Source organism: Deltaproteobacteria bacterium, from assembly GCA_020848905.1.
Classification (GTDB): Bacteria; Myxococcota_A; Polyangia.
The window spans coordinates 137,679-159,933 of the sequence record JADLHG010000004.1 but is presented as its reverse complement, the minus strand read 5'-3'; the positions used below and the strand labels follow the sequence as shown (position 1 = coordinate 159,933).

19 protein-coding genes are annotated in these 22,255 nt (G+C 69.5%); 5 read left to right on the top strand and 14 right to left on the bottom strand.

Annotation, left to right across the window (positions count from 1 at the left end):
• Window positions 1–62 precede the first annotated feature (62 nt).
• Together IT371_01455 and IT371_01450 are read left to right on the top strand one after the other, a co-directional pair.
• Window positions 63–995: an FHA domain-containing protein gene (locus IT371_01455; GenBank protein ID MCC6746292.1), complete on the top strand. Its 933-nt coding sequence runs from the start codon at window positions 63–65 to the stop codon at window positions 993–995.
• 26 nt (window positions 996–1,021) lie between these two features.
• Window positions 1,022–2,095: an FHA domain-containing protein gene (locus IT371_01450; GenBank protein ID MCC6746291.1), complete on the top strand. Its 1,074-nt coding sequence runs from the start codon at window positions 1,022–1,024 to the stop codon at window positions 2,093–2,095.
• Between the two features lie 13 nt (window positions 2,096–2,108).
• On the opposite strand, the gene IT371_01445 is transcribed toward IT371_01450, so the two are convergent.
• The 9 genes from IT371_01445 to IT371_01405 form a co-directional block, all read right to left on the bottom strand.
• On the bottom strand, window positions 2,109–2,450 hold the full coding sequence (locus IT371_01445) for an IPT/TIG domain-containing protein (GenBank protein MCC6746290.1): 342 nt from the start codon (window positions 2,448–2,450) through the stop codon (window positions 2,109–2,111).
• Between the two features lie 137 nt (window positions 2,451–2,587).
• Window positions 2,588–3,844 carry a sigma-70 family RNA polymerase sigma factor gene (locus IT371_01440; protein MCC6746289.1) on the bottom strand — a complete coding sequence of 419 codons (1,257 nt, stop codon included), beginning with the start codon at window positions 3,842–3,844 and terminating at the stop codon, window positions 2,588–2,590.
• Between the two features lie 326 nt (window positions 3,845–4,170).
• Complete coding sequence (locus tag IT371_01435) at window positions 4,171–5,079, bottom strand: lysophospholipid acyltransferase family protein (GenBank protein ID MCC6746288.1); 909 nt, start codon at window positions 5,077–5,079, stop codon at window positions 4,171–4,173.
• Window positions 5,076–6,098 (bottom strand): tetraacyldisaccharide 4'-kinase, encoded by a 1,023-nt coding sequence (gene lpxK, locus IT371_01430; protein ID MCC6746287.1) that lies wholly within the window; start codon window positions 6,096–6,098, stop codon window positions 5,076–5,078. The genes IT371_01435 and lpxK overlap by 4 nt, the downstream gene beginning before the upstream one ends.
• Window positions 6,098–7,423, bottom strand: a complete 1,326-nt coding sequence (locus IT371_01425) for a hypothetical protein (protein ID MCC6746286.1) — start codon at window positions 7,421–7,423, stop codon at window positions 6,098–6,100. Before IT371_01425 ends, lpxK begins: the two co-directional genes overlap by 1 nt.
• Before the next feature lie 22 nt (window positions 7,424–7,445).
• Window positions 7,446–9,776, bottom strand: coding sequence for a methyltransferase domain-containing protein (locus tag IT371_01420; GenBank protein ID MCC6746285.1), 2,331 nt, complete (start codon window positions 9,774–9,776; stop codon window positions 7,446–7,448).
• Window positions 9,777–9,818: 42 nt separating this feature from the next.
• On the bottom strand, window positions 9,819–10,685 hold the full coding sequence (gene psd / locus IT371_01415; protein MCC6746284.1) for a phosphatidylserine decarboxylase: 867 nt from the start codon (window positions 10,683–10,685) through the stop codon (window positions 9,819–9,821).
• A gap of 96 nt (window positions 10,686–10,781) precedes the next feature.
• Window positions 10,782–11,120, bottom strand: coding sequence for a P-II family nitrogen regulator (locus tag IT371_01410; protein MCC6746283.1), 339 nt, complete (start codon window positions 11,118–11,120; stop codon window positions 10,782–10,784).
• Window positions 11,121–11,188: 68 nt separating this feature from the next.
• A complete protein-coding gene (locus IT371_01405) occupies window positions 11,189–13,036 on the bottom strand; it encodes a serine/threonine protein kinase (protein ID MCC6746282.1) in 1,848 nt (615 codons plus the stop codon).
• 151 nt (window positions 13,037–13,187) lie between these two features.
• Here IT371_01405 and IT371_01400 point away from each other — a divergent pair, with 151 nt between their 5' ends.
• Together IT371_01400 and rimI are read left to right on the top strand one after the other, a co-directional pair.
• Window positions 13,188–14,024 carry a PEGA domain-containing protein gene (locus IT371_01400; protein MCC6746281.1) on the top strand — a complete coding sequence of 279 codons (837 nt, stop codon included), beginning with the start codon at window positions 13,188–13,190 and terminating at the stop codon, window positions 14,022–14,024.
• 98 nt (window positions 14,025–14,122) lie between these two features.
• Window positions 14,123–14,500, top strand: a complete 378-nt coding sequence (gene rimI, locus IT371_01395) for a ribosomal protein S18-alanine N-acetyltransferase (protein ID MCC6746280.1) — start codon at window positions 14,123–14,125, stop codon at window positions 14,498–14,500.
• Between the two features lie 10 nt (window positions 14,501–14,510).
• Here the strand turns inward: rimI and IT371_01390 are convergent, their stop codons facing one another.
• Together IT371_01390 and IT371_01385 are read right to left on the bottom strand one after the other, a co-directional pair.
• Window positions 14,511–15,638, bottom strand: coding sequence for an SDR family oxidoreductase (locus tag IT371_01390; GenBank protein ID MCC6746279.1), 1,128 nt, complete (start codon window positions 15,636–15,638; stop codon window positions 14,511–14,513).
• Window positions 15,635–16,240 (bottom strand): dephospho-CoA kinase, encoded by a 606-nt coding sequence (locus IT371_01385; GenBank protein MCC6746278.1) that lies wholly within the window; start codon window positions 16,238–16,240, stop codon window positions 15,635–15,637. The genes IT371_01390 and IT371_01385 overlap by 4 nt, the downstream gene beginning before the upstream one ends.
• A gap of 69 nt (window positions 16,241–16,309) precedes the next feature.
• Between IT371_01385 and IT371_01380 the strand changes: the two genes are divergently transcribed.
• A complete protein-coding gene (locus IT371_01380) occupies window positions 16,310–16,903 on the top strand; it encodes a YihA family ribosome biogenesis GTP-binding protein (protein MCC6746277.1) in 594 nt (197 codons plus the stop codon).
• Here IT371_01380 and IT371_01375 read toward each other — a convergent pair.
• The 3 genes from IT371_01375 to IT371_01365 all read right to left on the bottom strand — a co-directional run bounded on the left by IT371_01375 (window position 16,893) and on the right by IT371_01365 (window position 22,091).
• The gene (locus IT371_01375; protein MCC6746276.1) at window positions 16,893–18,443 is read right to left on the bottom strand and encodes a hypothetical protein; all 1,551 of its coding nucleotides are present in this window, start codon (window positions 18,441–18,443) and stop codon (window positions 16,893–16,895) included. The two genes, IT371_01380 and IT371_01375, sit on opposite strands and share 11 nt — an antisense overlap.
• Window positions 18,444–18,555: 112 nt before the next feature.
• Window positions 18,556–20,385, bottom strand: a complete 1,830-nt coding sequence (gene dnaK, locus IT371_01370; GenBank protein ID MCC6746275.1) for a molecular chaperone DnaK — start codon at window positions 20,383–20,385, stop codon at window positions 18,556–18,558.
• Window positions 20,386–20,480: 95 nt separating this feature from the next.
• A complete protein-coding gene (locus IT371_01365) occupies window positions 20,481–22,091 on the bottom strand; it encodes a DnaJ domain-containing protein (protein ID MCC6746274.1) in 1,611 nt (536 codons plus the stop codon).
• Window positions 22,092–22,255: the final 164 nt, after the last annotated feature.

Sequence of the window (22,255 nt, the reverse complement as noted above, 5' to 3'; positions counted from 1 at the left end):
CGAAATTATTGAGTTCCTCCGACGTCCCCTGCTAGACTCCCGGTCGAACTGTCGAGAACCCCATGGACGTCGGCCTGGTCTGCGACCACTGTGACGCCTTTAATCCCATGGACGCGCGGCTCTGCTCCTGTGGCCGTCGTCTGGAAGCGTGGCCGCCCCCGGCTGCCCCCCTCGCTGCCCGCTCAGCAGCGCCGGCGAGCAAGGAGAAGAGCCCCATGAAGTGCCCCGCGTGTGGGACGCCAAACCCCGATGGGTTCCGTTTCTGCGGCAACTGCGGCGGTCGGCTCGAGGTAGCCCCCGCTCAGGCGGACGTCGCGCCGCGGACGCTCTTCTTCGGCGCGATGCAGGTCCCGAATCGCGCCAAGCTGATCCTCATCAAGGGCGAGGGCCTCGACGGTATCTCGTATCATCTCGCCGGAACGGAACACCTGGCGGGCCGAACGGAGGGGGACATCCGCTTTCCCGAGGATCCGCTGCTCTCCCCTCTGCACGCCACGTTCTACTACGACGGCGGAAAGCTCTTCGTGCGGGACGAGAGGAGCGCGAACGGGGTCTTCGTGCGCATCAGTTCGCCGGTGCTGCTGGCGCCGGCAGGACGCTTCCTCGTGGGAGAGCAGCTCATCCAGTTCGACCCCGTCGCCGAGGACACGGGAGCGCCGGAGGCGGACGAAGACGGCACCTTCTTCTACGGGAGCCCAAAGCGGCCCGGGCACTTCAAGCTGGCTCAGATCCTGCGCGGGGGCGACATCGGCATGATCTTCAGGGCGCCGACCCCGCAGGTCACGCTGGGACGTGAAGGAAACGACATCAACTTCCCCGACGACCCCTTCATCTCGGGGCAGCACGCCATGGTGAGCGTCACGCCGCGCGGCGTTCAGCTCAGCGACCTCGGTTCGAAGAACGGGACCTTCGTTCGCGTCGATGCGCCGACCGCCGTGGCCCACGGGGATTACGTCTTTCTCGGACAACAGTTGCTTCGCGTCGAGATTTCATAGCGCCCACGAGGTGCGGAGGCACAGCCGTGATCATTTGCAGCAGATGCGGCAAGGATAACCAGGACCACTACAAGTTCTGCCTCGGCTGCGGCGCGGAGCTGACGGCCGCCGAGGCGCCGCCGAAGCCAGAGGCGCGAGGACCGTCCGTCCGGCCGACAGCGAGCCCGCGCCCGGTTCCCGTCGAGATGCCCCCGCCTCCCGTCGAGCCGGTGATCCCCTTGACCGCGAAGCGGGCGACGGCAAGGCCGGGGCCCCCTGTAAGCGAGCTAGAACCCACGGTCCCCCCCGAGGCTACGCCGGCGGAAGCGCCCAGCGGGAGCGGGAGCGTGAGCTGCGCCGGCTGCGGCACGTCGAACCCCAAGGAGTTCGTCTTCTGCGGCAACTGCGGCGCCCGCATGCAGAAGGCCTCGCAGGCGACGCTCTTCCGGGCAGGCCGATCTCCGTCGGAACGCGTGGCGGCCCCCGTCGGCCGCGCGAGGCTCGCACTCATCCGTCCCGACGGATCGGAGGGCGGCAGCCATACGCTCTTCGACGCCGACACCGTGATCGGACGCGGCACCGGGGCGCTCTTCGACAGCGACGGCTACCTGAGCCCCACCCACGCGCGCTTTCTCTTCACCGGCGATCACCTGGTCGTGGAGGACGCCGGAAGCCTGAACGGCGTGTTCGTGCGCATCGTGGACGACGAGCCGCTCGAGAACTCCGACGTGTTCCGCATCGGACAGGAGCTCCTGCGCTTCGACGCGATCGGCGCACCGCAGGTCCTCGCCGACGGCACGGAGGTCCTCGGCAGCCCAAACCCCGGATACTGGGGTCGCCTGAGCCTCATCGTCGGCCGCGGCGTGGACGGCAGCGCCTTCCCTCTCATGGGAGACGAGATGATCCTCGGCCGCGAGCGCGGAGACATCCTCTTCTCCGACGACGGCTACGTGTCGGGTACCCACGCGAAGGTGTCGCTCCGCGGCGACCGGGTCTACCTGACGGACCTCGGCAGCTCCAACGGCACGTTCGCACGCCTCAGAAAGCCGCGCGTCATCCCGTTCGGCACCTTCGTGCTCATGGGTCAGCAGCTTTTTCGCGTGGAGCGGATCCGCGCATAGCTACGCGCGACGGCTACTTGCTCGTCTGTGCCTCGCTGCGGTAGCGATAGGCGCGCTTGAGCACGTACGTCCTGCCGTCCGTCGTGGTGAGCGCCACGTCCACGACGCCCTCGGGCCCGGAGGGCGTCTTGACCCGCGCACGCAGCGCGGACTCGATGATCAGACTACGGACCTGGTTTCGCCCGAAGTGAATCGTCATCCCGGGCCCGAAGCCGTTGCCGGTCAGAATCACGTCGTCGTTGCCGGCCACGTTGCCGAAGGCTGGCTCGACCGTCCTCAACCCGGTGCCGGTGGACTCGCACCCGGGGAGCCCGCCCACGAACGCCAGGGCCAGGACCACCGTCAACCTGCGCATGTGCCCGCCTCCTCGTCGGTGGATCGGTCGAAACCATCCTAGCCCGGCGGAGGTGAACAGCGCAAATCGGTGCGGGGAAGCGGTGGGGGCGAAGGAGAGCTGTGATGGCGCCGACCTCGGCCAGCGCCACCACACCCCTACGCCGGTTGCTGTCGCTGAAGCGCGCGACGGATCTTGCCCAGGGCCTGCTCCTGGAGCTGTCGAATGCGCTCGCGGGAGAGGTTGTAGGTCTCACCGATCTCCTTCAGGGTGAGCTCCTTGCCCCCCGCCAGACCGAAGCGCTTGCGCAGGATGTCGGCCTCGATGGGCTTCAGCTCGTCGAAGAGCTCCAGCACCTGCGTATTCTCCGACTGATCCATGAGCTGATCCGACGGAGAGGACGCCTCCGGGTCCTGGATGAAATCGATGAAGCGGCGACCGTCCTCGTCCGAGACCTCGCGGTCGAGCGAGACGGCCTGCTCCATCAGGTAGCCCTCGAGCTTGTCCACCTTGTCGGTCGAGAGGCCCGTGGTCTTCCCGATCTCGTCCTTGGTCGGCGGCCTCCCGAGCTGGCTGCTGAGCTCACGCCGCGCCTTCGCGACCTTGTGATGCGCATCGATCATGTGCACGGGGAGCCGGACGGCCCGTCCCTTGTCGGCCAGCGCGCGACTGATCGAGTGCCTGATCCACCAGCTCGCGTAGGTGCTGAAGCGATACCCTCGACGGTAGTCGTAGCGCTCCACGGCCTTGATCAGGCCGATGTTCCCCTCCTGGATCAGGTCGCTCAGGGGCATGCGGCCGTGATTGAAGCGCCGTGCGATGCTCACCACGAGCCTCAGGTTGGCCTTGACGAAGTCGTTGCGCGCGCGCTGCGACCGATGAAAGAGCATGCTCACCTCGCGCACGTGCCGCTTGAAGGTCTCCGTCTGCACGTTCACGCGCAGCTTCCCGGCGAAGGCGCGATCCTCCTCGCCGCGGGCGATCTTGCGAAACTCCCGGAGAGACGCGAAGAGCAGGCGTCGATCCACGTCGACCGCGTGCAAGCGCTTGGCGAGCTGCCCGCACTGCGCGGCGTAGCGCTTCCGCTGAACCGCCGTCCCTTGCCCTTTCATCGCCCGCGCCGAACGACGCACGGAGGCGCACTCGGTGAGCGTGTTCTCGAGTCCCCGCTCGACGACCGCCAGCACGCCTTCGGCAAGATGTGGATTGCGGAAGAGCTGCGCCCAGAGCTGGACCTCGAGCTCTTCGATGCGCCGCGCGGCCTCGAACTCCTCCTCCGGCCGCAGCACCGACAGCTCCGCCATCTCCTTGAAGTAGCGCGCGAGGAAATTCTCCGGAGGGCCCTTCTGCCGCCGCGGCGGTCCTTGCACCTCGCCCTCGGCGACCGTCTCGCTCGCCACCGGATCGTGGTGCAAACGCGGATCTTTCCTCTCCCGTGAGGGCCTCCCCCGCCGAGCCACGAACGGAGACACGCGTGATACTGCAGTTCTGGACATCGACGACTCCTATCTGACGCTCCGGCCCATCGAGCTCGAATGCACTACTAATTGAGACAAACGCCACCGGCCCTCTATTCCTTCGGCCTCCATGGCGCCGACGCAGGCCCTCGTCGGCGCGCGCGAAATCAGAGCATCCGACGGCTAAGGCCGCGTCACCAATGCCCGCCCACAGCTCCGTTCAGCTCTCTGACTAGTACGGCCCTGCCGCGCCGGACGTTCCATCGGCTTTCGGCGGTCTCGCTTTAGACACTCGGTTCAACGGATTCGTTGGTCCGGAGGGCGGGTGACCCCAACGGGTCGGGAGTAGGTGGGGGTCGGACCTTCCATCGTCGATGCACCCAGAACCACTGCGTCGGATAGGCGCGAACGACCTTCTCGATGGTCTTGGTGTAGGTCTGCGTGTTCAGCCGCAGCTCTTCGCGCCGGTCCGCCGCGCCCTGATAATGAATCGGCCCCACGAGCTCCACGCAATAGCGACCGCTGGCGTCGCGCACCATGAAGGCGCCGATCACCGGAGCGCCCGTCGCTCGCGCAAGTCGGGCGAGTGCAGAGCTCGTTGCCGCCGGCTGCCCGAAGAAGTCGACGACGACGCCATCAGGCTGGTGCTGGTCGAGCACGAGGGCGACGATCTCGTTTCGCGCGAGCGCCGCGCGTATCGCGCGCGCAGACCCCTGTGCCGGTACCAGCGTGACACCGCACGCACGCCGCTGGCCCATCCAGAACGCGTCGATCCAGGAGGTCTTGATGCGACGCGTGACGACGTTGACGGGCCACCCCATGCGGCCCGCGGCGCAGGCGAGGAGGTCCCAATGCCCGAGGTGGGCGCTCAGGACCAGCACGCCGCGCCCCTGCGCGCGCAGCGCCTCGAGCTCCTGCACGGCGCGCCGCCCGAGGAGTTCCTCCGCCCCTGCGGCTGTGAGGCGGCCGACGCGCAAGAAGTCGAGGAACGTCACGCCGAGCTCGCAATAGGTGGAATAGCCCAGCCGCCGCGCCGCGGAGCGCGATACACCTAGCGCGCGCCGCAGGTTATTCAGGACGACGCGGCGTCGGATTCGAAGCAGGCTGAAGGCGACGAACGCGAGGCACCGCGCGATCACCCGGACGGCCCGAGGAGAGAGTCTCTCCGCCAGGCGACTCAGGAGCTCCGTCATCCCGCCTCCCCCAGGACGTTCGCGCGAAGCTCGGGAAGCTGCCCCACGAGCGCCTCGAGCGCTGCGGCGCCCCGCACCAGCTCGGCCTCGCAGCAGAGCGAAACGAGGTGCCGGGCCTCCGGGCTCCCGTGCATGCGCACCGCATCCTTTTCGGTGCACAGCACGAGGTCGGGGCGGCACCTGGCAGCGGCACGCAGCGCGCGACGGGTCAAGGGCTGGTGGTCCCGCACCCAGCTCGTGTGGAGGACCTCCGCCCCCAGATCGCGCACGAGAGTCTCGAAGTGCCTGGGTCTCGCCACGCCCGCAACCAAGGCCACGCGGAGCCCGCGCAGCTCCGCGGCAGGCGCCAGAACCTCCCCGTCTGGTCGGGCGAGCACAGTGGCCCTGCTCCGCGTCACGACCTCCGCGTCCGGGCGTGGCGGGACGCTTCGTCCGTCCCGTTGGTGCCACCACCGCAGCGGACGCACGAGGCGGCGTGGCCGCCACTCGCGCCCCCAGCCCATCGGCAGCGGCGCTCGGTTCTCGTCGGGACTCGACACCACCACGTCCACGTCCCGACGGAGGCCGCAGTGCTGAAGGCCGTCGTCCAGGATCACGACTTCCGCCCCCGCGCCCACCGCCAGGGCGGCGGCCTCCCGCTTGTTCGCGCCGCTGCTCACGATGGCGGGGGTCGCGAGCCAGCGGGCGAAGAGGGCGGCCTCGTCCCCCAGTTCACGCGCCGACGCCGCGCCGCTCGGGCCCGCCGCGGCCACGACCTGCGGGCGAGCGCGGAATCGCACGCCGCAGGAACCCGTGACCACGGCTACCCGCACGCCTCTGGCGAGGAAGAACTCGGCCACTAGACGCGCCACGGGCGTCTTCCCGCTCCCCCCCATCGTGATCGCCCCGATGGAGAGCACCGGCACCGGCAGTCGGACGCTCGACACCCATGCGCGGAGGTAGGCTTCGCGGCGAGCGAAGGCCGCCCCCGCGTAGAGGCCGGCCAGCGGGGCTAGGCCCCAGCGCCACGGAGCGACCATCAGGAGAGGAGCTCCTCGAGCCGACGAGCCGTCCGTAGGGCGGCGCCTTGGAAGGAGAGAACGGTGCGCTGCGCGGCCTCGGCGCGGACCCTCGCCCCCAGGTCCCCGAGCCACCGGGCCGCTCGGTCGCCGAACTCCTCGGGGCGTGCGAGGCTCTGCGCGGCGCCGGCGGCGACGAGTGCTTCCAGCTCGCGCGCACAGTGCGCCGTATGAGGCCCCGTCAGGACGGCCGCACCGGCGGCAGCAGGCTCCAGCACGTTGTGCCCCCCGCGTGGGACCAGGCTCCCCCCCACGAAGGCTGCACGGGCCCCCTGGTAGTATCTGGGCAACGTCCCCATGCGGTCCAGGACCAGGGCACAGGCAGCGAGCGGAGACTCTCCACCACGAGAAGCCACGGATGACTCGAGCTCTGCACGGAGCCCCGCCCGTCGCAGGGCCCGCACCGTGCTCGGGGCGCGATGCGGATAGCGCGGCGCCACCACCAGGCGGAGCCGGGGGCAAGCCGCGAAGAGCGATCGAAGCTGCGGAAAGAGGAGCGCCTCCTCCTCCCGATGCACGGAACCGAGCACCAGCACGGGCGGGTCGTCCTCCCGCGGCGGCGCGGAAGCCAAATGAAGGCTCGCGTGCTTGCTGCTCCCCTCCACGAACACGACCTCGGGGCGCGTCCCGAGCGCCACGAAGCGCTCCGCATCCTCCTCGGTAAGCGCCCCCACCAGCTTCAGCGAGCGAAAGCACGGCGCGAAGAGCGGCCGGGCCCACCGATAGCGCCGGAAGCTGGCGACCGAAAGCCTGCCGTTCACGACGGCCACGGGAACCCCCTCGTCCTCGCAGGCCCGCATCCAGCTCGGCCATACCTCCAGACATTCGAGCACGAGGAGGCGCGGCTGCACGCCTCGCAGGGCGCGCCGCACACAGGGCGCGAAATCCAGCGGGGCCCTGCGCGTCGTGGTCCCGGGGAACTCTGCTCGGGCGATCTCGTGGCCTGCCCGGGTCCCGGCGGAGACGAGCGTGGGCCACCCCTGCGCCTGGAGTTCCCGCACGAGCGCCGACAGCGCGCGCACGTCGCCGGCGCTCGCCCCGTGAAACCAGACCGGGCGCTCGGCGGGCCGCGGCGGGTGAGGGACCCTCCGGCCTCCGAGGCGGTCCAGGAAGCCGCCACGCAGCCGAGGATGCAGGGCTAGCAGCGGCAGCAGAAACGGCGCTCCGAGGGCGTACAGGGCGCCGTACGCGGCGAGCCACGCCGGAGCGGGCCGCGACCGGGCGCCGTGCTCGCCGGGCGCGCTGCCGTCGCCGAGCATCGCATTCTGGCCGCGTGCTGGAGTCATGGCCGTGGTCGCGAGACGGACCCTACTGCCGCGCGATCTTCTCGGCGAGCAGGAAGAGCTGGCGGGAGTGATTGCCGAAGAAGCGGGCGCGGTGGGCCAGGTGTCCGGTGACTTCCAGCACGCGGAACCCCGCATGGTGAAGGACCTTGCCCAGCTCGTGGAGGCTGTACGAGCGAATCGAGATCTCCTGCTCCAGGTGCCGTCCGTCCTCGAACACTACCGACCGCTTGGTGAGCACGCGGCTGGTGAAGTAGTTGAAATCGACCTCCTCCAGGACCACGCAGCCGGCCCCTTCGCGCCAGACGCGGGCCGGCAGGTCCTGGATCAGGTAGTCGCGGTTGACTACCTCGAGGAGAAAACGCCCACCCGGCTTGAGGGCGCGGTTCACGCGGACGATCATCTTTCGATTGGTGTCGTCGTCGAAGTAGCCGAAGGAGGTGCCGAGGCAAAAGGTCGCGTCGAACTGCGCGTCGAAGCCCAGCTCCCTGAAGTCGCTGTGGACAAAGTTGACCTGCAGATTGCGGCGCTGCGCGTCGTCCGCCGCCCGGATGAGCAGGGGCAGGGAGAGGTCGTAGCCCGTGACCCGGTAGCCGCGCCCTGCGAGTTCGATGGCGTGCCGCCCGGCCCCGCAGCCCAGGTCCAGGATCTCACTGTCCGGGGCAGGCTGGAGCGTCTCCTCGATGAAGTCCACCTCTTGCCCGGTGAGCCTCGGCGTGACGTGCGGAATGGTCCGCAGGAAATCCTCGTCGAAGATCTCTTCGAACCACGCCTTGGCCCGCTTGCGGCCACGAGCTTGCGCCTCGGCCGCACGGTCGGCCTCGGCCGCCGGCGTCGGAGCGCGCTCCACCGGGGGACTGTCGGCGCGGCGCTCGGCGGGCGCTTCGGGCATCGGCGGCGGAAGACCGGCAGCGGCAGTTTCCGCCGCAGCGGCAGCGCGTGGAGCGGCAGGAGCCCCCGCGGGGGCTTGTGGCGGAAGCGGCGGAACGGTGATGGGGGCCGCCGTGGGCTCGCGGTCTGCCGGCGGAACCGGAGGAATGGAGCGCCGCGCCCCGGCGTCGCCCGCGAGCTCCTCATCGGGCGGCGCTGAGGTCATCACGTCCTCTTCGACCGCCCCCGCTCCATCCTCCTCGCTGAGGGGCACGCGCAGGACGAGCCCCGTCCCCGCCGTCTCCTGACCGAAGAGCTCGCCCTCGGTAACCGGCAGTGGCGGCGGGGCTACGAGCTCCTGAAGCTCATCGGCCGGCAACTCCTCCATCGAGCGCGCTCCCACCGACTCCGCAGCAGATTGCGCTGGGACCTCTGCCGCCGCCGCGGGCCGCTGCGCGGCGAGCTGTGGGTGCATCTCCTCGAAGGCGTCGTCCGGCTCGACCTCGGAAAAGGCAGAAGCCGGGTCCTCGATCGTCTCCAGATCCCCGTCCTCGACCGTCTCCACGTCACGCAACGCCGACGGGGGGACGCTCAGGCCGACCGCCAGGGTCGAGTCCTCCATCGTGGGCATCGCCGCGATTCCCCACGAGTCCGTCGACGAGCCCTCCGGTACGGCGGAGACCGTCTCGGTGCTCTCCGGCACCGCGTCGCCCGCATCCCGCGCCTCCCCCGAGAACGCCTCGGCGTCCGCCGCCTCGGCCGCGGGAAGGAGACCCGACAGCCACGAGGAACGACCGCCGGCCGCTCCCCCCTGCGAATCCTCGTCGGACGTGGGCGTACCCGCCTCGGCGTGCTCCCCTGACAAGGCCCGCTCGCGGCGCGCTCCGGCAGCCGCCGCCTCGACGGAGACCCGCAGCGCCGAGAGAAGGATCGCGACGCGATTCGACCGCTCCTCGTCCGCCTCGAAGGGGGAGGAATCCGGCGACGGCCCATCCCCGTGCTGGCGCGCGGCCAGATCCTCCATCGCGAGAGATGCCCCGGGCAGCGTGGGCCCATCGACGTCGAACGCCGAATCGGTGGACGAGGCGGGCGAGCCGTGCACCGCTTCCGCCGCCATCTCCAGGGCGAGGTTCAGACTTCGCCGCTCCTCGGGGTTCATCGAGCTCGGCGCCGCGGCGGCCTCTCCGGCGGGGACCGGCGGAGGTCCCAGCGGAGGTGCGGGAACCGCGTACATCATGGGTAGCGTCTTCGTCCGCGGCGGCTCGGCGTCGGGGGCGGGTGGAGGAAGCGACATAGAGCTCGTGATCGCCCCCGAGGGCGGGCGTCGCGGCACGGCCTCCGCCGGCACGCGGAGTCCGCGGCGCTGCACGCGTCGACGCGGCTGACCCGGCTCGGAGATGCTGGACCTCTCCTCGCGGCTGCGCTCGAGCTCCGACAGCTCGTCGGCGGAGAACTCCAGTTCGTCGTCCCAGCTCTTGTCCGCCACGCGCGTCCTCTTCGTCCTACGTCAGGGGTCCGAGGGGCGGCGTCATGACCAAACCCGCGGCCGAGGTAGCCAGCGCGCCACCGCCTGCCCCATTCGGAGCTCCTGTCGCGGGGCGAGCGGCGCGAGCTCCACGCACCCCTCCCCGAAGATCAAGATCACGGTGGAACCGAGATGGAAGGCGGCCAGCTCGTCTCCTCGTTCGAGGTGCAGGGGGGGATGCAGTTGCTGGTGGCCCGGACGCTGGTGCGGAAAAACCGTCGTGATGCACCCGACCGCCGTGGCGCCCACGCAAACCAGGGCCCACGATCGCCCGTCGGTCTCGGCCTCAAGAGCCAGCCGCTCGTTCCGCACGAACAAGCCCTTCACGTTGCGCGTGGCCGGCGGGTTCACCGGGAAGAGGCGCCCGGGGACGTAGCGCGTTCCGACCACTGAGGCTCTCAGGGGCGCGTGGATCCGGTGATAGTCCTTGGGGCGCAGGTAAATGGTGAGGAAGTGCCCACCCGTCAGGCGCTGCGCCAGCTCCCCGTCCCCGAGCAGATCCTCGAGCCGGTAGTCGATCCCTTTCGCCTGCAGCAACCGGTCCCCGTCCAGGCGACCCGCCGCGCTGACGCAGCCGTCCACGGGGCTCACCACGGCGTCGGCCTGCTCGTCCACGGGTCTCAGCCCGGGCTTGAGCCGCCGCACGAAGAGCTCGCCGAGGCTCTGATACTCGGCCACGTCGTGCTCCGCCTCGCCCAGGTCCATCCCCAGGTTCTGCGCGAGCCGCCCCAAGACGGGGCGCCGGAGCTCACGGGGCAAAGGCAGGTCCGCGAGCGCTCTCACAAGTCGGGTATAGGTCCGCAGCGGGGCGACCCCGAGGAGGTTCACCCAGGCCCGCTCGCCCCACTGCGCCAGCTTCTCCTGGAGCAAGGTCTCACTTACCTTATCGGATTCGAGCCATTATAGGTGAGCGACGGCTCAGGGTCAAACGCGGCGACGGCGCGGTTCGCGCCAGTAGACCGCCCTTCACAGGGCCTCGTCGCCCGTCTCGCCGGTCCGGACGCGCACGGCTTCTTCGACCGCCGTGACGAAGATCTTGCCGTCGCCGATGCGCCCGGTGCGTGCCGTCTCGACCATGGTGTCCACCACCTGCCGCACGAGGTCGTCCCCCACCACCACCTCCACCTTGACCTTCGGCACGAAGTCCACGACGTAGGCCGAGCCCCGGTAGACCTCCGTCTTGCCGCCCGTTCGGCCGAAGCCCTTCACCTCCGTCACGGTCATCCCCTGGACGCCGAGCTCGCTCAGGCGCTCCTTGACCTCGTCCAGCTTGAAGGGCCGGATGATCGCCTCGACCTTTTTCACGTCACGTCTCCCTTCGGCGCCTCCGCGCCCGGCGAGGCCCGATGATATAGCAAGGGCTCCGACCGCATTCAACCGCCGCTCCCCTTCCGGACCACGGCCATCTTCTGACGAAGCTCGTCGAGCATGCGGCTCAGCCGACGATACCCTTGTTCGTCCATCGTGCCGTACGTGTTTGCAAAGAGGATCCGCTGCCACTCCCTGTCGAGGCGCGCGCCATAGGCGCTCGCGAAGCGTTGATACTCGAGCCGCACCTGCTGGAACTTGGCCTGCACCTGCGCACTCGTGATCGGCGCCTCGCGTCGCAGGACAGGCCGCCGTGACGCGCTCCGCCGCGCACCTCTTCGCGTCCCCGCAGATCCACGGCGTGTGGGTTGCGAAGGCCGCACCGCCGCGTCGGGAGCCTCGGGCGCCTCGCCCACGCCGGCATCGGGTCCTTCGGCGTCGGGCTCCTCGGCTCGAGCGCCTCCGGCCGCCGAAGCGCGCCCATCGACCTCCCCTTGCCCCTGCGGCGGAAGCACTCGCACGAACACCCTCCCGTCGGAGTCCGTATCGCCGCCCGTCGAATCCCCCGACTGCGGCCCGCTGGCCCCCTGGAATCCGAGGTCCGCGGCGAGCCAGACCGCCGTGGCCACGAGCGTGGCGACCGCAGCCCCCGCGGCAACCGCCAGCAGCCGTTTCACGCCAAACCGACGCCGCCGGGCCGTTCCGCCTGCAACCACGCCGCCGACCGGCTCGGCGGCCGCCCGACGCGCCGTCGCCGACAGCGGCCGCGTCCCGCCGCCCTCGGCGCTGTCCCCCTCCTCCGCTCCCACCGTCGGCGCCGCCCTCGCACCCACCACCGGCGCCCATTGCGGGCCAAGCGCCAGCGAGACCGTCCGGTGCGTGGCATCGTGCAGCTCATCTCGAAAGCGCGCGAGGTCGGTTTGCGTCGCGCTCCGCAGCATCGATCGATCCGCCACGCTCTCCTCAGGAAAGAGCTCCTGCATGCTCGCCGCGAGCCGGTCGGTCGTGATGGTCGGCTCGAGCGCATAGAGCACCTGCTGGATCGCGTCGCGCAGCTCTTCTGCGCTCTGGAAGCGCGCCGCCGGATCCACATTCATCGCGCGCGAGACGAGCGCGTCGAAGCGGTCCCCGAGCCTGAGGTCGCGCTCGCTCGGCAGTGGCGCACGCCCCGAGGTCACCTCGCGGACGACGCGCCGGAGGTCCACGTCCGGAGGGAAGGCATGAAGGCGCTGCCCTGTCAGGAGCTCGTAGAGCAAAACCCCCGTCGAGTAGATGTCGGCTCGACGATCCACGCTGGCGCCTTGCACGAGCTGCTCTGGCGCCATGTACCCGTACTTTCCGAAGCCCACGTCCTCTCGCGCCTGCGCGAGCTGCAGCGCCGTCTTGGCCACGCCGAAGTCGATGAGCTTCACCTCCCCCTCGTAGGAGAGCAAGACGTTCGGAGGGCTGACGTCGCAGTGCACGAGGTGCAGCGGACGCCCGCGCTCGTCGGCCTTGCGATGCGCGTAGGCCAGGGCGCTCGCCACCTCCCGCGCGACGAGCAGGCACAGCGCCGGTTCGAGACGCCGACGCCGCTCCGCGGCGCGCTGCACGACGGCGCGCAGGTCGCGCCCCTCGACGTACTGCATGGCCAGGAAATACTGCCCCTGCACCATCCCCACCTCGTAGACCGGCACGATGTTCGCCTGACTCAAGGTGATCGCGATCTTCGCCTCGGTGATGAAGCGCCGCAGGAACTCCTCGTCCTGCGCGAGCTCGGGCAGGATCATCTTCAGGACCAGCGGCTTTTCGAAGCCCCGGATCTCGCCGAGCTTGGCGATGAAGATCTCTCCCATCCCCCCTCGGCTCAGCCGCCGCAAGAGCACGTAGCGACCGAAGACCGCAGGGAGGCTTATCGGCGGGGACAGGGCCATTGACCGTTGGAACCGCACTTGACCACACGTGGAGTCCGGCGCGCAATCCGCATCGAGGAGGCGACGGAGGAGCGGGGGTGGGCGCGTTGCTCACCATCGGGCGCTCTGGTACTTTTGTTCCTCTTCCGACCGTCGCAAGGAGTCCCTCCGCGTGCGCGCCCTCGGTACGATCCTGCTGACATTCGTGGCTCTCGCCTCGCGGGGGCGTGAGGCGCAGGCGGCCTCCGGTCGCACCATCGCCGTCCTCGAGTATCGCGCCGGCGTGCGTGGAGGAGAGCGCCTCGCCTCGGCCATGGCGTCGCAGCTCGCGCGCTCCACCGCCAACGTCGCGCTCGATCCGCAAGAGGCCCGACGCCGCTTCGGCCCTGCACTCGAGGCAGAAGTGGCGCGGTGCAAGGGGTTGCCGGCCTGCGTTGCCGCGCTCGGAGCGCGTCTCGGGGCACAAGAAGTCATTCTCGTGGGGGTGAGCCAGCTCGGCGACTTGATCCTCGCCATCCAGCGCATCGCCGTCCCCTCGGGGCGTGTGCTGGCGCGGATGGCCGACTCCGCCGCCCCCTCGCACGTCTTCACCGCCGACGTGCTCCTCGGCTACCTCCAGCAACTCCTTCCTCCGGACGACTTCCGCCGCTACGGTCGGATTGCCGTCCGCTCCGACGTGGCGGGGGACCTCGTGCTGCTGAACGGGCGACGCCAGGGCCGGACCCCCCTCTCCCCGCTCGTGGTCCCCGCTCCCGGCCGATACACGATTCGCGTGCGGCGCCCGGGTCACCTCGACTTCGTTGCGCGGCTCGACGTCCTTCCGGAGGCCGCGGTCGAGGTCACTCCATCCCTCCCGCGCGCGGGGGCGCCCCCTCCGCGCTGGTATCAGCACTGGTGGGTCTGGGCCATCGTCGGTGGCGTGGTGGCCTCGGGCGCCACCACGGCCGCGGTGCTCGGGCTGCGTCGCTCACCCGACAGCGTGGACGCGGTGGTCCAGTGGGCGCGTTGACCGACTCGCCGGCCTCCGTTGCCGAATCGTGGCGGGTCCGCCCGGCGCGGAGCGAGGACCTTCTAGCCCTCGTCGCGCTCGAGGAGCGCAGCTTCCCCGTGCCCTGGACTGCCGACGACTACGAGCGAGAGCTCGCTCGCCCCTTCTCGCGCCTGCGCGTAGCCGAGCCCGCCGGTGGTGGCACCATCGGCGGATTCTCCAACTACTGGATCGTCGCGGACGAAGTGCACCTGCTCAAGGTGGCGACGGCGCCGACGCTTCGCCGTCAGGGCGTGGCACGGTCGCTGCTCCGCGAGCTCCTCGAGGAGGGACGGCGATGCCACTGCCGGCTCGTCACGCTCGAGGTGCGGCGCTCGAACGACGCCGCCGGCGCGCTCTACGCCTCGCTCGGCTTCCAGACGGCCGGCGTGCGGCGCCGCTACTACGAGAACGGAGAAGACGCGCTGGTCATGCTGCTCTGCCCGCTGCCCGCGTAGCAGGACGGTGTCAGAGCGCCCCGCCGTCCAGGGCGTCCGCGATCTCGTCGTCCTGGCGACGCCGCGAGCTCTGCGCGCTGCGCACGAACCGGACGAGGTTGTCGACGTAGCGCTCGAACGCCGGACACCAGACGTCGGTCCCGCGCAGCGCCTCGAGGGTGTTCCGGCAGTTGTACGACACGTGCTGGTTGAACCCCTCCATGATCGTGCGCGGCGAGCCTTTGAGCTGGCCAACCCAAGGCACCTTCAAGAGAGCGCGCGCGAGTCCCGGCGGGATGACCCCCTTTGGCACCTTGCGGTGCGCGCGATCCGCGACGAGCTGATAGACGCTGCGCCCCGAGAGGGGGCACGGGTCGACCAGGTGGAAGGTCTTCGAGACGGTGCTCTCCAGCCGCGCGATGGTGTTGGCCGCCTCGATGACGAAGTCCACCGGCACGAGGTGAAAAGGCCCCTCTCCCTTGCCCGGCAGCGGGAGCTGCAGGTCGAAGGGCGAGTTCGTGAGCACCGCGACGAGGTGGTACGGACCGTCGAAGCGGTCGATCTCTCCCGTCGTCGAATCCCCGACGATGATTCCGGGTCGCACGATCGTCGAGGGGACGCGACGCGACATGGCGCGCACGATCTTCTCGGCCGCGTACTTGCTGTGCTCGTAGGCGTTCCTGAAGCGCTGCCCCACGTCCAGCTCGTCCTCCATGATCACGCCCTCGCGGTCGCCCGAGACGTGGATCGTGCTCCAGAAGACGAACCGTCGCAGCTCCTGGCACTCGAGCGCGAGCTCGAGCACTCCCCGCGTTCCTCCGACGTTCGCCTGGTTCACCTCCTCTTTCGAGGCGCCGAGGTGATATCGCGCGGCCATGTGGTGGATGCAGGTCAGCTCCGCCATCAAGGCGCGATACTCCTTGCCGGAGAGCCCGAGGTCCATGCTCGTGGCGTCGCCCACGAGCACGGTGATCCGGCGCTGGTCGGCCACCGGCAGAGGCGCGACGAACTCGCTCGCCGCCCCCGCGTCTTGGTGACGCACGAGCACGAAAAGCCGATCGCGCGGGTCCTCCCGCAGCAGGCGCAGGATCATCCGGCGAGCGGTATAGGACGGGAAGCCCGTCACCAGCGTGGTTTCGACGGGAAGCTTGAGCGTCATGTCGTCTTTTCCGTTTGCGTGAGGGCGCGCCACACCGCCTCCACCTGGCGCCGAGTCTCCGCCAGGGCGCCCGAGTTGTCGACCACGTAGTCGGCGACGCGCACCTTCTCCTCCTCGGGGAGTTGCGCCGCCAAGCGAGCCAGCGCGTCGGCTCGCGTGAAACCGTTTCGCGCCATGAGGCGCGCGACGCGGACCTCCTCGGTCGCCGTGACGACGACCAGACGATCCATCTGCCGATACCGTCCCGTCTCCACCAGCAGTGCGGCCTCGTAGATGAGCAGCGGAGCCCCCGCGTCGCGCAGTTGCTCGAGCCGTGCCGCGGAAGCCGCCGCGATCGCCGGATGCGTGATCGCCTCCAGCTTCGCGCGTTCCGCAGGGTCGACGAAGACCCGTCTGCCGAGCGCCGCGCGGTCGAGAGAGCCGTCCGCCCCCAGGACCTCGTGCCCAAACACGCGGACGATCTCGACGAGAGCGGGAGCACCTGGCGCAGTCACCTCGCGGGCGAGTCGGTCCGCATCCACCACGCCGGCCCCGAGCTCCGCGAAGACCTCCGCGACGGTGGTCTTCCCGGCCGCGATACCGCCGGTGAGGCCCACGAGCAAGGGGTGCGGGGTCGACAACGCAGCCTCCACTTGAAGGTCCGAGTCCCGACATGTTACCTCAACGGGACCATGGAGGCGCAGCTCCTCGCCGCGTGCGGCACCTTGAAGGCTCTACCCACATCCGATCTGCCAGAGATCGCGATCGTGGGACGATCCAACTGCGGCAAGTCATCGCTGATCAACGCCATCACTGCACGCCGTCGGCTCGCGCGCACCTCGAGCACGCCCGGACGAACGCGGCAGCTCTTCTTCTATCGCGTCACCGCGCCGGCCAGGCCCCCCTTCGTCCTCGTCGACCTCCCGGGCTACGGCTACGCGAAGGCGCCCAAGTCCGAGCGCGACGCGTGGGCGCCGCTGATCGAAGGCTACATCGAGGAGCGCCGTCAGCTCCGCGCGCTCCTCGTGCTCTGCGACGTTCGGCGGGACCTGGGGCCGGACGAGGCCGGGCTGCTGACGTGGGCCGGCGCGAGGGAGCTCGAGCGGCGGGTCGTGCTGACCAAGGCAGACAAGCTCTCGAAGGCTCAGCGCTTCGGCGCGGCCGAGAGAGCCAAGGCCGCCCTCGGCCTCGCCGCTCGACCACTGCTCGTCTCGACGGAGGACGACGCCAGCATCGAGGCGCTCCGCGAGGCGGTCTACCAGTTCGCGAGCGCCGCTACCCCTTGAGACCGATGACCCGCTGCTCGAGGAGCTGAGCCAGGATGCGGCACGCCTCGAACCGGCTCATGCCGCTCACGTCGAGGATGTCCTCGAACGAGATGGACCCGTCGATCTGAGCCAGCAAGAAGCCGGCTCGGTGGTCGAGCTTGTGCCAGAGCACCTCCTGGGGCGCGAGCCGCACCTCGGGGGTCTGTCCGAGGTCACCGAGCTGTCGCTCGTAGTGGGCGAGCAGCACGTTGCGGTTCAGCTCGAGCAACTCGGTCGCCTCGCGATTGCGGGGCTCGAGCGCCAGGACGCGCTGGCAAAGCCAGAGGGAGCCCTCGAAGGTGCCCTGCTCGTAGAGCTGACGCGCCCCATCGAGCATGGTGTCCGCGCGCTCTTCGTTCACCGGCGTCGCGCCCACGCCCGGGGCGTGCGAGACCTCGCTCGCCATCGTAGGCAGCCCGAGGAGCGTGCTGCTCGAAACCGCCGCTCCGCGCGCGTCGGGCTCTTGCGGCCGCATCCATTCCGATGCGGCCCCGCCAACCTGCGGTCCCCTCGATCGGCCCTGGGGGACCCCAGCGGGCCGAGGAGCCACGGGTCTGTCGTGGCTCCCCGAAGGAGGCGACTCCGCCCGGCCGCGGCCCCCCGACGGAGGCCGCCCCTGCCGCACCTCGTCCTGCGTCGCACCCACCATCCTCGCGGGCTCCGGGATGCTGAACCCTACCGGCGTCGGCTCGAAAGGATCGAACTCGGTGTCGTCGAAGGCCGCTCCGCCCGGAAGCAGCGTGAGGGGCGTGGGCCGCCGGGGCGAATCCTCTCGCTCCTTCGGCCGCGGAGGCACCTCCGGAGGCGCAGCAGGCTCGGGCTCCTCCTCGGGCTCGAGGAGTCCCTGCACCTCGTTCAGGTCGATGGGTCTCGTGATCGCGTCCATCGAATGCCTGACGGAGACGTGGACCTCGGGCTCACCCACCGCAGCACCACGCTGCTCTACGTCGTCGGGCCAGCGACTCAGCTCCAACCGAGGCGTGTGATCTTCTGCTTGCGGCTCCGCGGGGGCCGGCGTGGCCATCTCCCAGGTGACCTGGCCCATCGGAGTCCGTTCGTCCGCGCCGAAATGCTCGGGCGAACTGCCGTCCAGGTCTATCCTCGGCAGGCGGTCTTGCGTCGGACGCGTCCCCCGCCCCGCTCCCATCCCTTCCTCCGGGGGGAGACGAATCGCCTCGGAGACCTCGTCCTGCGGCACGATGAGCGGGCGCCCGTCGAAGGCGCTGCGCGGCGAGGAGTCCTCGAGTTCACCGAGGTCCACGTCCACGTCCAGGTCTTCGTCGGCTGCCCCCTCGGTGGCCGCTTCGTCGGCTGCTCCCGCTGTCATCGGCTGAAAGGTGGCCTCGAGCGCCGCTCGATTGTCCTCGACGTAACGGACGTACTCTTCGGCGCGTTCGAAGCCGGGGACGAGGGCCAGCGCCTGCCGCCAGCGCGAGAGGGCTTCCTCCAGGCGCCCGCGTCCGTAGAGCTGCAACCCTTCCTCTACGAGAGCATGCGCGGTGGACTCGGCGTCGGACATCCTCTGCTACTTTCCGGCCCCCGGGATCGCAGTCGCGGGGTTCCCCCGCTCGTTGGTCGCCTCCCGCAAGCGGAGGCGAAGCTCGCTCGCGCGGCGTCGGCTCACGGGCGGCCTAGCCGAGCTGGGTCTTCGAAACCACCCCCTTGAACATGTTCAACGTTCGACTGAGGGCCTCCTTCGTCTCGGACATACCCTGGCGATCTCGCGACGCGATAGCGCCTCGCGCGCGGTCGAGCACGGCGTGGGCCTTCTTCACCGCGTCGCGCCCGAAGTCGCTCCCGGCGATGATCTCCTCGACCTTGGGGAAGAGCTTCTCGATCTCGTCCACCATGCGCTCGATGAGCTGCTTCTCGCGTTCGAACTCCTCACCGTCGCGCACCTCGAGCAGATAGTCCTTGTTCTCCTCGACCATCCGACGGATCTCGTCCTCGGTCAGACCGCTCGTCGCAGTCACCGTGATGCTCTGCTGCTGGCCCGTCTCCATGTCCTTGGCCGAAACGGAGACGATCCCGTCGGCGCTGATCTCGAAGGTGACCTCGATCTCGACCTCACCCCGCGGCGCCCGGCGGAGCCCCGTAAGGATGAACTCGCCGAGGAGCTCGTTCTCCTCCGCCCGTTCGGACTCGCCCTGCAGCACGAGGATCTTCACCGAAGTCTGGTTGTCCTTCACCGTCGTGAAGATGTGGCTCTTGCTCGTCGGGACCGTGGTGTTCTGCTCGATGAGTTTGTGGAAGAGCCCACCCACGATCATGATCCCGAGGGAATGCGGCGTCACGTCGAGGAGCAGCATCTCGCTGTCCTCGTCCATGAGCGCCTGTCCCTGGATCGCTGCGCCTAGCGCCACGACCTCGTCCGGGTGGACCCCCTTGCAGGGCTCCAGTCCGAAGAACTCCGCGACCATCTCCTGGACCTTCGGCATGCGCGTCTGCCCGCCGACCAGGATCACGTCCTCGAGTTCGGACTTGTCGATGTCCGCCTCGCGCAGCGTCTTCTTGCAGATGTGAACGGTTCGTTCGACCAGGTCGATGGTGAGTTCCTCGAGCTTCTCACGGGTCAGCGTCCTCTGGAGGTGCAGGGCGTCGTTCCTGGAGGTGCTGATGATGAACGGGAGATTGATCTCCGTCTCCTTCACCGCGCTCAGTTCGCACTTGGCCTTCTCGGCCACGTCCTTGAGCCGCTGCAGCGCCATCTTGTCCTTGCGCAGGTCGATCTTGTGCTCTTTGGCGAACCCGAAAACGAGCCAGTCGATGATGCGCTTGTCGAAGTCCTCGCCGCCGAGGAAGGTGTCTCCCGCCGTGCTGATCACCTCGAAGACGCCGTTCCCGATCTCGAGAATCGAGATGTCGAAGGTGCCTCCCCCAAGGTCGTAGATCGCGACCTTGCGCTCGATGTTCTTGCCGAAGCCGTAGGCCAGCGCCGCCGCCGTCGGCTCGTTGATGATCCGGATGACGTCCAGTCCCGCGATTCGTCCGGCGTCCTTCGTGGCCTGCCGCTGCCCGTCGTTGAAGTAGGCCGGGACGGTGACCACGGCCCGGGTCACCTCCTCGCCGAGGTAGTCCTCGGCGACCATCTTCATCTCCTGCAGCACGAAGCTGGAGATCTCCGGCACGGAGTAGACCTTGTCGCGCAGCCGGATGCGCACGTCGTCGTGCGGGCCCTCGACGATGGAGTACGGCACGCTTTCGATGGCCGCCTTGACCGGGGGGCTATTCCACTTGCGCCCGATGAGGCGCTTCGCGGCGTAGACCGTGTTCTCCGCGTTCGTGATGGCCTGCCGCTTGGCGATGTGACCGACCAGGCGCTTGCCGTTCTCGGCGACCGCGACCATCGATGGGGTCGTCTTGTAACCCCCTCGATTCGGAATGACCGTCGGCGTGCCGTCCTCTACGACCGCGACGCACGAGTTCGTCGTGCCGAGGTCGATGCCAATGACTTTTTCCATCGTGGATTCCCGTCGCTCTCCCCTGGCACCTTGACCGGGAGATACTGCTCCGCTGCGAGCGCGACTCTCTCCCAGCCGAGGGCACTAGGCCTCGGCTAGCCGCGCCGAATCTCCTTCAGGAGGTCCTGGGCTTCCTGGCTCTTCGGATCGAGCCTGAGCGCCATGTCCACCTCGCGGCGGGCGTTCTTCTTGAGCCCCGCCGCCAGGCAAACCCGCGCCAGACTCAGTCGCGCGTCCGCGGAAGTCGGATCGACCTGAACGGCCTTCGTAGCATATTCTTTAGCTTTATTCAAGTCTTCCGCCCAGAGCATCGCCCGCGCGGCCTTCTGCAGGTACGGGGCGCACGGAAAGACGTCCGCGGCCCGGGCGAAGAGCTGCCCCGCTGCGTCGAGCCTCCCCACCGATTCCTCGAACAGGGCGCGCTTGAAGTACCCCTCGCCCGTCTGGCTGCGGGACTTGTCCACCGCTTCTTCGTACCGCCGCTGATACTCCGCGTCCGTCTCGTCGAAGGTGATGGCCAACTTGAAGCTCGCCGCTGCGGCGAGCCACTTGCCCGCCTCCATCTGCTTGACCCCGCTCTCGAAGAAGCCACGGGCGCGGCGTTGTCGCGCGAGCACAGGGTTCGCGCCGGTCAGTCGCCGCCGACGCTGCCGATCCTGCTCCCGACGCGCTTCCCGCTCGGGGTCCTCGGCCGCCGGCTCCTCGACGGCCCCTGCCGCGACGGGCTCCGCCGCGTGGACCTGGGACGCTGGCGCCCCCACACTCGCCGGCGCCACGGGCCCCGTCAGAGGGCGCTCGACGCTGCCCGCCCCTCTCCGCGTCGACGGCGCTGCAGCCTCTCCCTCCTCGCCCACGGCCGCATCGGACCGGGGTCCCCGCTCGCTCACCGCCCTCGCCCGTACGTTCCGGACGAACGAGTACTCGCCGCTGCCCTGGTCGAGCCCGGTACCCGAGGCGCTGGCTCGGATCCCGAGCTCGGCCGCCAGCACCTCGTTCGCCTGCTCGCGGAGTTGCTGACGGAGCTGGGACTCCTCCGCCTCTCTCACCAGGGTCTCGCGGTACTCCAGCCGCTGGCCCTCGTCCTCCAGGAACTTGTAGGCTGCGGCGATCTGCTTGAAGACCTCGGCGAGCATCTCCTTGTATGGGCCGATGTTGCGGTTGAAGTAGCGGTCCGGATGGAACTCCTTGCTCCGCGAGAAGTAGGCGCGCCGGATCTCCTTGGTGTCGGCGGCGACGTCCACCTCGAGCAGCTCGAAGAAGTTCATCTCGCGGAGCCGGCTGTGGAACATGCGAAGTCGCTGCCGCACCTCCACCTTGATCTCGAGCCCCTCTTCGTGGGGCGGGAGCTCGACGTGCGCGACGCTGGCACGCGCCGCGCCCGCAACGGGCTCTGGGTTCACCACCGGCGTGGAAGGGGCCGCTACCTTGGGCGAGGCCGGCGCCGGCGAGCCCTGGGGCTTCGCCGTTCTCTCGTCGCCGACCGAGATCAGTCCGTGGGCGTGCAAGCGCCGCAGGATCTCCACCGTGGTGTTCTCGCCGAGGCCCGAGATGACGCACAGCATCTCGATCGTCGTGGACCCGTCGATGCGCGAGAGCACGAAGCCCTCTTGCGCGCTGAGCGCCGCTCGGCTGAAGTCGGCGTCGCGCGCCAGCCTGACCGGCAACGCGCGGTCCCCGAGGCCGTCGATGTGTGCGCCGTGCGGCATGGATGGCCTGTGTGCTACGCGTCCGTGTCGGCGGTGGCCGACCACCTCCTGACATTAGCCGATCCCCACGGCGGAGTCGATTGCCACCGGGGCCGCGACAGGGGCCCTCGAGGCGCGCGGAAGGGTGGTAGGACCGGGCCAAAGCGAGCGCGTCGAAGGACGTC